This window comes from Acinetobacter portensis (assembly GCF_009372215.1).
Classification (GTDB): domain Bacteria; phylum Pseudomonadota; class Gammaproteobacteria; order Pseudomonadales; family Moraxellaceae; genus Acinetobacter; species Acinetobacter portensis.
Window position 1 is genome coordinate 1 of the sequence record NZ_LWRV01000004.1, and the last position, 13,114, is coordinate 13,114.

Genomic DNA, 13,114 nt, shown 5'->3' on the forward strand with positions numbered 1-13,114 from the left:
TTTGTGCAACAAAGCCGTTTTCAACGTGGAAACGATGGTGAAGGGCAAGTTGTTGTCGATTTACTAGGGAAAGATACATCTGTAGATGTGCAGCAAAATGGCAGTAAAATTATTGTCCGTACTATCGGTAATAAAATTCCATCTCATTTGGCACGTCGCTTAAATGTAAATGATTTTGCTACGCCTGTGTCGACAATCGATTCGCATAATGATGGTGCAAATGGTGTTATTACGATTCAGGCAACGGGTGGCTATGAATACATGGCTTATCAAGCAGAAAATAAGTTAACTATTAGCTTAAAGCGCCCAACTGAAAAAAACACTTTAAAACCTCGTTCATCGAATAGTTACACAGGTCAGAAGCTTTCTCTAGACTTCCAAGATATTGAAGTGCGTCGAGTTCTACAGTTATTGGCAGACTTCACCAATGTGAATATGGTTGCTGCTGATAGTGTGGGGGGGAGTATTTCACTACGCCTAAAAGATGTTCCTTGGGATCAAGCACTTGATATTATTCTAAAAGCGAAAAACTTAGAAAAACGTCGTAGTGGTAATGTGATTTGGATTGCACCAATGGCTGAACTGACGAAAGCCGATGAAGATGAAGCAAAAATGTTGGAGCAACAAATTAAGCTTGCGCCAATCCAAACCGAATATATTCAACTAAGCTATGCCAAGGTTGAAGATATTTCAGCATTAATTACTTCAAATAAAGCAGCTGGTGGTGGAGCAAGTGAAGGTAAAAATGAAAGCCTTTTAAGCTCACGTGGTTCGATTTCTGTCGATAAAAGAACAAATACCTTAATTGTAAATGATACGGATCAGTTTATTCAAAAAGTGAAAAAAATGATCGACTTGCTTGATGTTGCTGTAAAGCAAGTGATGGTCGAAGCTCGTATTGTGACTGCTGATACAAGTTTCTCGCGTGAATTGGGTATTAAGTGGGGGCTTGAGCGTGGTAATCCATCTTTAGCCCAAGGACCAAATGGCTCAACAGTTTGGGGTGGAGATTTTTCTCCTAAATTTGATTTGGGGGTGGATTTATCTGACGGTATAGCAACAGCAGGTACATTTAACTTTGGTTTACTTAAAATCTCTGATTACATGTTGAATCTTGAGTTAATGGCAATGCAGTCGGATGGTCATGGTGAAGTATTATCTGCACCCAAAGTTTTAACAGGGGATAAGCAAAAAGCGTATATCCTTCGTGGTGACCAACTTCCATACCAAACGTGGAGTGCGGATACGGGTGTAACAACAAACTTTGTTGATGCCAACTTGAAACTAGAAGTAACGCCAAGTATTACCCCAGATGGCAAAGTTCAAATGTCTTTGAAAATTGAAAAAGATACAGTAGGTGAACTAACAACTGCGGGTTATGCGATTAAGACCAATGAACTTGAAACGAATGTTTTGGTTGATGATGGTGAAACAGTTGTTCTAGGTGGTATTTTTGATGATGCGAAAAGTAACACTTACAAAAAAGTGCCATTCTTAGGTGATATTCCTGTTGTTGGGAATTTATTTAAGAATAATGTCAAATCAAATCTTCAATCTGAGCTATTGATTTTTGTTACACCGCGAATTGTTAATGACAGTGTTTCAAGAAATCATTAATATATTTTCAATTTAAACAAAATTAAAAGGTGACTCCTTGCTAAGCAAAGAGTTTGAGTCTCTACCTAATATTTATTTGGTAGGACCTATGGGGGCAGGAAAAACCACAGTTGGGCGGCATCTCGCAGAATTGTTAGGTCGTGAGTTTCTTGATAGTGATCATGAAATTGAGCGAAAAACAGGAGCAACAATTCCATGGATCTTTGAAAAAGAAGGTGAAGTGGGGTTTAGAGGTCGTGAGACTGTGGTTATCGATGAGTTAACAAATCGCCAAAATCTTGTTGTTGCGACAGGTGGTGGTGCTGTGACTCAGGCCCCTAATCGAGAATTTTTAAATCAACGTGGTATCGTTGTTTATCTGTATACTCCTGTCGAAATTCAACTTCAGCGTACCTATCGCGATAAAAATCGTCCATTATTACAAGTAGAACATCCGGAACGAAAGTTGCGCGATCTATTAGCGATTCGTGATCCATTGTATAGAGAAGTTGCACATTACATTATCGAAACAAATCAGGGTGCTGCCAAAGATTTGGCACATAGTATTCTAGATTTAGTTATTTCTAACGAATTACCCTAAGCTGTTAAGCGGTCTATTTCATGCAAACTTTACATGTTGAACTCGGCGATCGCCGTTACCCAATTTTTATTGGTAGTGAATTAAATCCACAGGAGTTACTTGCGCCTTATATTCATGGCAGACAAGTCATGATTGTAACCAATACAACAGTTGCGCCTCTGTATCTAGATCGCTATGTGAATGCAATTCAGGGTTTAGGGAAAACCGTTGAAACCTGTATTTTGCCTGATGGTGAAAAGTATAAAAATATTGAGCATTTAACACTTATTTTTGATGCTTTATTGAAAGTCGGTTTTAACCGAGATTGTACGGTGCTTGCTTTAGGTGGTGGCGTTATTGGAGATATGGCAGGTTTTGCATCTGCAAGTTTCCAACGTGGTGTTTATTTTGTGCAAGTTCCAACCACATTGCTTTCCCAAGTCGATTCTAGTGTTGGTGGTAAAACAGGGATTAATCATCCCTTAGGTAAAAATATGATTGGTGCATTTCAGCAACCGCAAGTGGTTTTAGCCGATATGTCTCAATTAAAAACTTTACCATCACGAGAACTTTCAGCAGGTTTGGCAGAAGTCATTAAATATGCACTTTTGGGCGATATTGAATTTTTAGCTTGGCTTGAAGATAACATTGATGGTCTTGTTGCAGGTGATGAAACATTACTTGCAGAAGCGGTTTATAAATCTTGCGCGCATAAAGCTCGCATTGTTGCGAATGATGAAAAAGAACAGGGTGAACGCGCATTATTAAACCTTGGTCATACTTTTGGTCATGCAATTGAATCTTACCTAGGTTATGGCGAATGGTTGCATGGTGAAGCTGTGGCAACGGGTATGGTGATGGCAGCAGATTTATCTTATAGAATGGGATGGATTAGCCAAGCAGATTTAGAGCGTACAAAAAACATCATTTCTCGCGCGCAATTACCTATCATTTGTCCTAAAATTCCATTGGATGATTTTCTTGGATTTATGTCGCATGACAAAAAGGTCTTAAATGGTCAATTGCGTCTAGTGTTAATGAAACAATTAGGTCAGGCAGTTATTACAAAAGAGTTCGATGTAGAATTGATGAAACAAGCAATTTTAGCGAATCAAGACATCGTATAAGGTATTTTTTATGGCAACACTTCGTACATATTGGGAGCGTATTCAAAGTTCAATTTGGCTTACGTGCGGTGTGTTGTGCTTATTTTTTGCTTTGGTGTTCTGGGCAATTACAGACAAAGATGATGATGTTGTTGAAGTTGTTAAGGCACCTGAAACAGAAGTCGAAATTCAGATTCAACCTGAAAAAGTTGCTGCGACAACACATTTAGGTGCGTTACTTGATGAAGTTAAGCCTTTAGAAAACACAACAAGATTAACAGCGTCAGGAAACCATGAAGCTGAGTTTCGTGGTACTAAATTTATTACAGATCAAGCAAAAAACTCGACCATTGAATTGTTTCGTGCAACAGAAGAAAGTGTTGTAAAAGATTTTATTCAGAAGCAAACTGATCGTAGTCAATTGATTTATATTCGCTTGAGCGGAGAAAATCAGCACGAGCAATACGTTGTACTTTATGGTAATTACAGCAATGCAAATACAGCTAAGTCTGCTTTAGAGTCATTTCCTATCAAACTTCCTGTTTCGCTTAAACCAACAATACATTCATTTTCTGATTATGCTGAATGGGTAAATGACCTTGGATCTGATGAGCTTGGAATTACAGGAAAGATTCATGAAGTGAGATTATTGCCTGCGGCTGTTCCTAGAGTTGTACAAGTGCCTGTTGTAAAACAGCAAAATTCATTAAATGAAGATAAAGTGCCTGCTGATGCGACAACAACAACGACAGTGACACGTCGAGATGATAGTGGAAATGTTGTTGATGTAAAAAAATCACACACGGAAGTTCCTAATACACCATCAGATCATGCAGAATAAGTAGAAAATAAATAATCGTTTAAATTTGAATAAAAATAGGTCATAAATCTGTTCTAAAATAGCGCATAGCAATTCTTCTATTTTTTAAAATGCACATGAATAGTGCAAAAAACAATAAAGTAGTTTGTCCTGCTTGCAGATTTAATACTAACTCATCGAAAATTAAATGCTTTAAAAGTTGAATAAAGAGTTGGCATTATTTTTGCTTTATTGGTGCATGAATAAAATAAACGTCACTGTTTTGGCGCAAAAATATTCAATTATTGTGCGATCTTGTCAAATTTGCTTACTTAATTTTGGTACTTAAAACGCATAAATCTGTTTTTCATCGCCTTCGGTTGAGCTATAACTTAGCTATTAGTTCAATTGTAATAAGAACAGATTTTGTGAATATTCAATGATGTGAGTGAGTCATACGAATCGCAAAGAAATTAGATTTATTTTAATACTTGAAAGAGTATGTTGAAAAGAAGGGTACGCTATGCACATGCCATCGCCTAATACAGTAGCTCCCGCTCAAGGTTTATACCAACCGGATGAGTTTAAAGATAACTGTGGTTTCGGTTTAATTGCCCATATGAAGGGTGATGCAAGCCATGATTTAGTCAAGACCGCGATTCATAGTTTAAGTTGTATGACCCACCGTGGTGGTATTGCCGCAGATGGTAAAACAGGGGATGGTTGTGGTCTTCTTTTGGCTATGCCAAAGGCTTTTTTCCGTGAAGAAGCGAAAAAAATTAGTGATATTACTTTAAGCGAAATATTTGCTGCAGGCACGGTATTCTTAAATTTAGATCCTGCATTGGCAACACATTCTAAAAAAATTCTAACGAAAGAAATTGAAGCAGAAGGATGTAAAGTTTTAGGTTGGCGTGTAGTTCCAACCAATAATGATGCATTAGGTTCTATTGCAATGCAGTCATTGCCTGCATTTGAACAAATTATTGTGAACTGCCCAATGGGCGTAACTGAAGTTGAATTCAACCGTAAATTGTTTATGGCACGTCGCCGTGCAGAACAACAATTAACCAATGACCCATATTTCTATGTAACGACTTTATGTTCAACAGTTCTTACTTATAAAGGCTTGATGATGCCTGCATACATTGCAGACTTCTATACAGACTTGGCAGATGAGCGTTTAGCTTCTCATATTGTAGTATTCCATCAGCGTTTTTCTACAAATACATTGCCACGTTGGCCATTGGCTCAGCCATTCCGCTATTTAGCACACAATGGTGAAATCAATACCATTACCGCAAACCGTAACTGGGCAACAGCACGTACGCCTAAATTTGAAAATGAATTTTTACCTGGCTTAACCGATTTAAATCCAATTGTGAATCGTACAGGTTCAGATTCTTCAAGTATGGATAATATGCTTGAAATTTTAGTCGGTGGTGGAATGGACTTATTTCGCGCACTTCGTATGCTTGTTCCGCCTGCATGGCAAAACGTTGAAACTTTAGATGCAGATTTACGTGCATTCTATGAATTTAACTCTAAGCATATGGAAGCTTGGGATGGTCCTGCTGGTCTTGTAATTCAAGATGGTCGTCATGCGATTTGTATGCTTGACCGTAATGGTTTGCGTCCTGCACGTTGGGTGATTACGAAAAATGGTTACATTACACTTGCATCTGAAATTGGTGTTTGGGGTTATCAACCTGAAGACGTGATTTCGAAAGGTCGTGTAGGGCCGGGTCAAATTCTTGTGATTGATACATTCACAGGCAAAATGCTAGATACAAATGATGTCAGTAATCATTTGAAACGCATGCGTCCATATCGTCAATGGTTACGTGAAAACTCTGTACGTATTCAAGGTAGCCCAGAACTAGAAGAATATTTATGTGATCAAGGCTTAAAAGGCGATGATCTAAAAGCATCACAAAAAATGTTCATGGTAACTTTTGAAGAACGTGATCAGCTATTACGTCCAATCGCTGAAAGTGGTCAAGAAGCTGTCGGTTCAATGGGTGATGATACGCCAATGGCGGTATTGTCTCGCCAAGTACGCCATGTTTCAGATTACTTCCGTCAACAATTTGCTCAAGTAACCAATCCGCCAATCGATCCATTACGTGAATCAATCGTGATGTCATTGGAAACGTGTTTCGGTCGTGAGCAAAATGTATTTGAACAAAGCCCTGAACATGCAGATCGTTTAATTATTTCAAGCCCTGTACTTTCAAATTCGAAAATGCACCAAATTCGCACTTCAGGTCGTAAAGGCTATGAAATTGCGGATATCGACTTGAACTATCCTGAAGCTGAAGGTTTGGAAGCAGCAATTTCACGTATTTGTGAGGAAGCCGCTCAAGCCATTCGTGATGGTAAAACATTGCTTGTTATTTCAGATAAGAAAATCCGTCAAGGTTTCCTTCCTGCAAATGCAATTATGGCAACAGGTGCAATTCATCACTTCTTAATGAATTCGGGTTTACGTACCGATGCCAATATTATTATTGAAACTGCACTCGCACGTGATGCGCATCAATTTGCGGTGATTTTAGGTTTTGGTGCAACAGCAATCTATCCATATCTTGCATACGATGTGATTAATGATTTAATTGCAAAAGGTGAGTTGTTGGGTGACCCAATTCATGCACAAGCGAATTTCCGTAAGGGTATCGAAAAAGGCTTACTCAAAGTTTTATCAAAAATGGGTATTTCTACCGTTGCATCTTACCGTGGTGGTCAACTATTTGAAGCGGTGGGTTTATCTGATGAAGTGGTTAATAAATGCTTCACAGGTGTTCCAAGTCGTATTAAAGGGGCGACATTTGGCGACCTTGAAAATGACTTGAAAAAATTAGCAGATTTGGCTTGGAAAGCACGTAAACCAATTGAACAAGGTGGTTTGCTGAAATTTGTATTCGATAAGGAATATCACGCATTTAACCCAGATGTGATCAATGCTTTACATAAAGCAGTGCGTTCGGGCAATTATGCCGACTTTAAAGAATATGCAGAGCTTGTAAATACACGTCCTGTTGCCACTATTCGTGATTTATTTAAGCTTAAAACAGACAATTCAATTGCTTTAGATGAAGTTGAAACGGTAAAAGATATTCTTCCTCGTTTTGACTCAGCAGGGATGTCTTTAGGTGCGTTATCACCTGAAGCACATGAAGCGATTGCCATTGCAATGAATACTATTGGTGGACGTTCAAACTCGGGTGAGGGTGGTGAAGATCCATCACGTTACGGCACAATTCGTAACTCGAAAATTAAACAAATTGCATCGGGTCGTTTTGGTGTAACTCCTGCATATTTAACTTCTGCAGAAGTGCTTCAAATTAAAGTGGCTCAAGGTGCAAAACCAGGTGAGGGCGGTCAGTTGCCGGGTGGTAAAGTGAATGGCTTAATTGCTCGTTTACGCTACTCTGTTCCGGGTGTGACGCTTATTTCTCCACCTCCGCATCACGACATCTACTCAATTGAAGATTTATCTCAATTAATTTTCGACTTAAAACAGGTTAACCCACAGGCGATGGTGTCCGTTAAGCTTGTTTCAGAGCCGGGTGTAGGTACGATCGCTGCGGGCGTTGCAAAAGCCTATGCCGATTTCATTACCATTTCAGGTTATGACGGTGGTACAGCGGCATCTCCACTTTCTTCGATTCATCATGCAGGTTCGCCATGGGAATTAGGTCTATCTGAAGCGCATCAAGCACTTCGTGTAAATGACTTACGTGGCAAAGTACGTGTACAAACTGATGGTGGTTTAAAAACAGGTCTAGACGTTGTTAAAGCTGCAATTTTAGGTGCGGAAAGCTTTGGTTTTGGTTCTACACCAATGATTGCTTTGGGTTGTAAATATCTACGTATTTGCCACTTAAACAACTGTGCAACAGGTGTTGCAACACAGCAAGATCATTTACGTCAGGAACACTATATTGGTGAACCTGAAATGTTGATTAACTTCTTCACATTTATTGCAGAAGAAACACGTGAATGGTTAGCAGCGCTTGGTGTTTCAAGCTTGAAAGATTTGATTGGTCGTACAGATTTACTTGAAGTTTTACCGGGTGAAACTGAAAAACAATCACATTTAGATTTAAGTGCCTTACTTCAATCGCATCCTTCTGCTGAAGGTAAAGCGCAATATTGCCAAGTTGAAGGTAATGCACCATTCGATAAAGGCTTGCTTGCTGAAAAAATGGTGGCAGAAATTCTTCCTGCAATTGAAGCCGGTACAGGTGGTGAATATAGTTTCACAATTGGTAACTGTGACCGTTCTATTGGTGCGCGTTTATCGGGTGAAATTGCACGTCGCTACGGTAACTTAAGCATGGAAGCACATCCTGTTAAAGTGAATTTGACAGGTACCGCAGGTCAATCTTTAGGTGTTTGGAACGCGGGTGGTTTGCATATTAGCCTTGAGGGTGATGCAAATGACTATGTGGGCAAAGGCATGGCGGGTGGTCGTATTTCCATCTTCCCACCAAAAGGTTCACCATTCCAAACGCAAAATACTGCCATTATTGGTAATACATGTTTATACGGTGCAACAAGCGGTAAGTTATTTGCAGCAGGTACAGCAGGTGAGCGTTTTGCAGTTCGTAACTCAGGTGCCTTTGCGGTTATTGAAGGTGCGGGCGATCATTGCTGTGAATACATGACAGGCGGTATTGTGACTGTATTGGGTAAAGTGGGGCATAACTTTGGTGCGGGCATGACAGGTGGTTTTGCTTATGTACTTGATTTAGATAATGACTTCGTTGACCATTACAATCACGAGCTTATTGAATTGAATCGTATTTCAACTGAGGCAATGGAAGAGCATCAATCGTTCTTACTGCGCATTTTAGATGAACATATTAAAGAAACAGGTAGTGCTTGGGCGTACAAGATCCGCAACGAGTTTGATTTCTACAGTCGTAAATTCTGGCTTGTGAAACCAAAAGCAGCGAACTTACAAACGCTGTTAAAAACAACTCAAGCAGATCCACAATAATTCCACTACTTGCTGAAAGATAGGCAGGTGTAGCAAAAAACTGACTACACCTACCCACGGAGAGAGACATGGCAGAGCGCCTAAACAATGACTTTCAATTTCTGGATGTAGCACGCCAAGATCCAGAGAAAAAAGATTTGAATATCCGCAAAGCAGAGTTTGTGGAAATTTATAAACCGTTTACAGCTGAAGTTGCAGCAAACCAAACACATCGCTGTTTAGGTTGTGGTAATCCGTATTGTGAGTGGAAATGTCCAGTGCATAACTACATTCCCAACTGGCTCAAACTGATTGCAGAAGGTCGCATTTTCCAAGCGGCTGAACTGTGTCATCAAACCAATACATTGCCTGAGGTGTGTGGTCGTGTATGTCCACAAGACCGTTTGTGTGAAGGTGCTTGTACGCTGAATGATGGTTTTGGTGCAGTCACCATTGGTAATGCAGAAAAATATATTAACGATACCGCCTTTGCTTTGGGCTGGCGTCCAGACATGTCGCATGTGAAATGGACAGACAAAAAAGTCGCAATTATTGGTGCAGGCCCCGCAGGTTTAGGTTGTGCAGATATTTTGGTACGCAATGGTGTTCGACCTGTTGTATTTGACAAGCGTCCTGAAATTGGTGGACTTCTCACTTTCGGTATTCCTGAGTTTAAAATGGAAAAAGATGTGATGAAACGCCGTCGTGAAATTTTCACAGGCATGGGCGTTGAATTCCGTTTAAATACTGAAATTGGTACAGATATCACCATCGATCAATTACTTGCAGATTATGATGCGGTATTCATGGGTATGGGAACATACACTTACATGAAAGGTGGTTTTGCAGGTGAAGATTTAAATGGCGTTTATGATGCCTTAGATTTCTTAATTGCTAACGTAAACCGTACGCAAGGATGGGAAAAAGATCCTGCTGAATATATTTCAGTTGAAGGCAAAAAGGTGATTGTTCTTGGCGGTGGAGATACTGCAATGGACTGTAACCGTACTTCAATTCGTCAAGGTGCAGAAGCTGTAACATGTGCTTATCGTCGTGATGAGGAAAACATGCCGGGTTCACGTCGAGAAGTGAAAAATGCGCGTGAAGAAGGTGTGAACTTTGCTTTTAATCGTCAACCTATCGAAATTGTAGGCGAAAATGGAAAAGTGACAGGCGTGAAAGTGGTGACAACACAATTAGGCGAGCCTGATAGTCGTGGTCGTCGTAGTCCTGAGCCAATTCCGGGTTCTGAAGAAATTCTACCTGCCGATGCTGTGCTTCTTGCATTTGGTTTCCGTACAAGCCCTGCAGACTGGTTTGGTGCTGCAAACATCAGCTTAGATGGTTCAGGTCGTGTGGTTGCTGCTGAAAAGCAAGACTATAAGTTCCAAACGTCTAATCCGAAAATTTTCGCAGGCGGTGATATGGTGCGTGGCTCAGATTTAGTGGTTACGGCAATCCATGAGGGGCGCCAAGCAGCGGAAGGCATTCTTGATTATTTAGATGTTTAAAATATTTAAATCATTTATAAAACTCGCTTCGGCGAGTTTTTTTATGCGTATTGTATTTTTATCAAATAGTGTATTTTAGAGATGTAAAAAAAATACACAATAATCATGAAAAATCGAGTTAGAATCGAGTGAACTTAACAAATATAACTAAGTCATTGAGGTTTATAGAAATGAACTACATGAAAAAAACTGTTTTAGCGACTGCACTTGCAAGTACATTGATGTTAACTGGGTGTGGCTACAATACTTTACAAGTAAAAGATGAATCTGTTGCTGCAACATGGTCAGAAGTACAAAACCAATATCAACGCCGTGCGGATTTAGTGCCTAACCTTGTGAATGTCGTGAAAGGCTACGCCAAGCATGAAGAGCAGGTATTAACGGAAGTAACTCAAGCACGCTCCAATGTTGCAGGCTTAAAAGTAGATAAAGAAGTTCTAGAAGATCCAGCTTTATTTGAAAAATATCAACAAGCTCAAGCACAAATGACTAGTGCTTTGTCACGTTTAATTGCAGTTTCTGAAAATTATCCAGACTTAAAAGCCAATGAGCAATTTAAAGAACTTCAAGTGCAATTAGAAGGTACAGAAAACCGAATAGCAGTTGCACGTAATCGTTACATCACAAGTGTTCAAGATTTTAATTCGTATTCACGTCAATTTCCGCAAGTGATGACAGCAAAAGTGATTGGAATGAAAACCAAAGAAAACTTTAAAGCAGACCAAAGTGCACAAACTGCCCCAAAAGTGGCTTTTGAATAATTCAGTGACTCAAAAAGACCATAAGGATGGTGCAGATGATTGACTCTGAAAAAAGATTTCCAATAACAAAATTCATCCAATTTGTTTGTTTAAGTTGGATGATGCTTTTTACTGTCTCTGCTTGGAGTGAAACTGCGACAGCAATAGATAGTAGTGAAGATACAGTTGTTCTTGGGCAAGTCATTCAGGGTCAACAACAACGAACAGTTCAAAAAAATACGCTGCAAGAAACTCAAATTCAGCCACTGCAAGTTGAAAATGATTTAGCAGATGGTGAATCAATAAGAGTTTTGCCTACGTTAAATGAACCTGTTATTGATCAAGCGAATATCTTATCTGCAAGTGAAAAACAACAAATCAGCGCTCGAATTTTAAAGCTAAATGAACAAGCAAAAGCACAAATTGGCGTTGTGATTGTACCCACTCTAGGGCAAGAAGATATTTTCGATTTTGCAATGCGTGTTGCAGATCAATGGAAATTGGGTTTAAAAAAACAAGATAATGGCTTGCTTATGGTGGTTGCGATGAATGATCATCGCATTCAAATTGTGACAGGTTATGGTTTGGAGGGTGTTTTACCCGATATTGTTGTAAGTCGAATTATTAGAAATAGCATCACACCTTATTTTAAGCAAAATCAGTTTGCACAAGGAATTGATGCCGGTTTGGTTGAAGTTGAAACCATCTTAAATATGGATCCTGAAATTGCTACTCAAGCGGCTCAAGAGCTAAAAGAACGGCAAGCTCAGGCTTTGCATGAACAACAAGCCAAAGAGAAAACATTTAATACTGCTTTGATTATTTTAATTGCCGGGATTTTTGGCTCATTTGTTGTGGGTAAACGACTCAGCGCATCGACTGCGGCTGTTGCAGGAACTGTGGCAGGTTTGGTGAATGGGGCAGGACTACTAACAAGCTTACTTATTGGTGGGGGGATTTTCTTCTTACTTATAACCACTATCGCACAAATTTTATTACAAGCAGTTTTATCGGGTGGTGGACGTGGTGGTTCGGGAGGCGGTAGAAGTGGTGGTGGATATAGTGGCGGAGGCGGTGGCTTTGGCGGGGGAGGAGCATCAGGATCATGGTAACAAATACAGAAACGACAAAAATTGTCACGCAACCTAAATTATTGGAAACCTCGCAGCCAAGTTTGAAAAGATGGCTAAAACATTTTTTCTTTATGCCTGCAACAAAGAGATATTTTAATCAGCAAGATCAACATGCAATTGCAGAAGCCGTTAAACAAGCAGAAAAAGGTCACGTGGGTGAAATTCAGGTGGTCATTGAAGCTTATATTCCTGCCGCACAAGCGTATTACCAAGACAGCTATGCTAGAGCGAAACAACTTTTTGCAGAAGTGGGTGTATGGGATACAGAGTTTAATAGTGGTGTTTTGGTTTATATAAATTTATGCGATAAAAAAGTGGAAATATTAATCGATAGAGGGATTAAAAAAGCGACAACAAAAGATGCTTGGAATAGTATTTGTGAGAAGATGATTCAAACCATAAAAAAACAAGAATATAGGGAAGCGGTTGTAGTTGGTGTGACAGAGATAGGTATTGTTTTGGATAATTATTATACTGATCAATACCAAGATATTGAGAACGAGTTATCTAATTCGCCTATTATTATTGGATAAATTACAAAATAAAGTGACAAATATTGTCACTTTATTACAATAAAAAACATTAAAAAAAATGTATAAAAATAATTCGACATAAAACTCTGTTTTTATTTAAAAAATAATTATAATGGGCTTTGTTGCACAAAC

The 13,114-nt window shown here is 39.3% G+C and carries 9 protein-coding genes; all 9 read left to right on the forward strand.

Translation table 11 applies throughout. From position 1 onward, the window contains the following. Positions 1 to 1,617, forward strand: a 1,617-nt coding sequence (locus tag A6M14_RS00615; protein ID WP_152872845.1) for a type IV pilus secretin PilQ, incomplete at its 5' end; no start/stop codon positions are given. Positions 1,618 to 1,654: 37 nt separating this feature from the next. Beyond that, positions 1,655 to 2,197 carry a shikimate kinase AroK gene (aroK, locus tag A6M14_RS00620; protein ID WP_152872846.1) on the forward strand — a complete coding sequence of 181 codons (543 nt, stop codon included), beginning with the start codon at positions 1,655 to 1,657 and terminating at the stop codon, positions 2,195 to 2,197. Between the two features lie 20 nt (positions 2,198 to 2,217). Beyond that, complete coding sequence (aroB, locus tag A6M14_RS00625) at positions 2,218 to 3,303, forward strand: 3-dehydroquinate synthase (RefSeq protein ID WP_152872847.1); 1,086 nt, start codon at positions 2,218 to 2,220, stop codon at positions 3,301 to 3,303. 10 nt (positions 3,304 to 3,313) lie between these two features. After that, a complete protein-coding gene (locus A6M14_RS00630; protein ID WP_152872848.1) occupies positions 3,314 to 4,123 on the forward strand; it encodes a hypothetical protein in 810 nt (269 codons plus the stop codon). Between the two features lie 487 nt (positions 4,124 to 4,610). Then, positions 4,611 to 9,086 carry a glutamate synthase large subunit gene (gltB, locus tag A6M14_RS00635; protein ID WP_171500220.1) on the forward strand — a complete coding sequence of 1,492 codons (4,476 nt, stop codon included), beginning with the start codon at positions 4,611 to 4,613 and terminating at the stop codon, positions 9,084 to 9,086. Between the two features lie 68 nt (positions 9,087 to 9,154). After that, positions 9,155 to 10,576 carry an FAD-dependent oxidoreductase gene (locus A6M14_RS00640; RefSeq protein ID WP_152872850.1) on the forward strand — a complete coding sequence of 474 codons (1,422 nt, stop codon included), beginning with the start codon at positions 9,155 to 9,157 and terminating at the stop codon, positions 10,574 to 10,576. Between the two features lie 170 nt (positions 10,577 to 10,746). Beyond that, a complete protein-coding gene (locus tag A6M14_RS00645; RefSeq protein ID WP_152872851.1) occupies positions 10,747 to 11,337 on the forward strand; it encodes a LemA family protein in 591 nt (196 codons plus the stop codon). Positions 11,338 to 11,372: 35 nt separating this feature from the next. Then, positions 11,373 to 12,428, forward strand: coding sequence for a TPM domain-containing protein (locus A6M14_RS00650; RefSeq protein ID WP_152872852.1), 1,056 nt, complete (start codon positions 11,373 to 11,375; stop codon positions 12,426 to 12,428). Further along, positions 12,422 to 12,982: a TPM domain-containing protein gene (locus A6M14_RS00655; RefSeq protein WP_152872853.1), complete on the forward strand. Its 561-nt coding sequence runs from the start codon at positions 12,422 to 12,424 to the stop codon at positions 12,980 to 12,982. Before A6M14_RS00650 ends, A6M14_RS00655 begins: the two co-directional genes overlap by 7 nt. The last annotated feature ends 132 nt before the right edge of the window (positions 12,983 to 13,114 follow it).

Coding starts and splice junctions, on each gene's coding strand:
- aroB (WP_152872847.1), top strand. CDS start 2,218: ATGCAAACTTTACATGTTGAACTCGGCGATCGCCGTTACCCAATTTTT.
- A6M14_RS00655 (WP_152872853.1), top strand. CDS start 12,422: ATGGTAACAAATACAGAAACGACAAAAATTGTCACGCAACCTAAATTA.
- A6M14_RS00630 (WP_152872848.1), top strand. CDS start 3,314: ATGGCAACACTTCGTACATATTGGGAGCGTATTCAAAGTTCAATTTGG.
- A6M14_RS00645 (WP_152872851.1), top strand. CDS start 10,747: ATGAACTACATGAAAAAAACTGTTTTAGCGACTGCACTTGCAAGTACA.
- A6M14_RS00640 (WP_152872850.1), top strand. CDS start 9,155: ATGGCAGAGCGCCTAAACAATGACTTTCAATTTCTGGATGTAGCACGC.
- A6M14_RS00650 (WP_152872852.1), top strand. CDS start 11,373: ATGATTGACTCTGAAAAAAGATTTCCAATAACAAAATTCATCCAATTT.
- gltB (WP_171500220.1), top strand. CDS start 4,611: ATGCCATCGCCTAATACAGTAGCTCCCGCTCAAGGTTTATACCAACCG.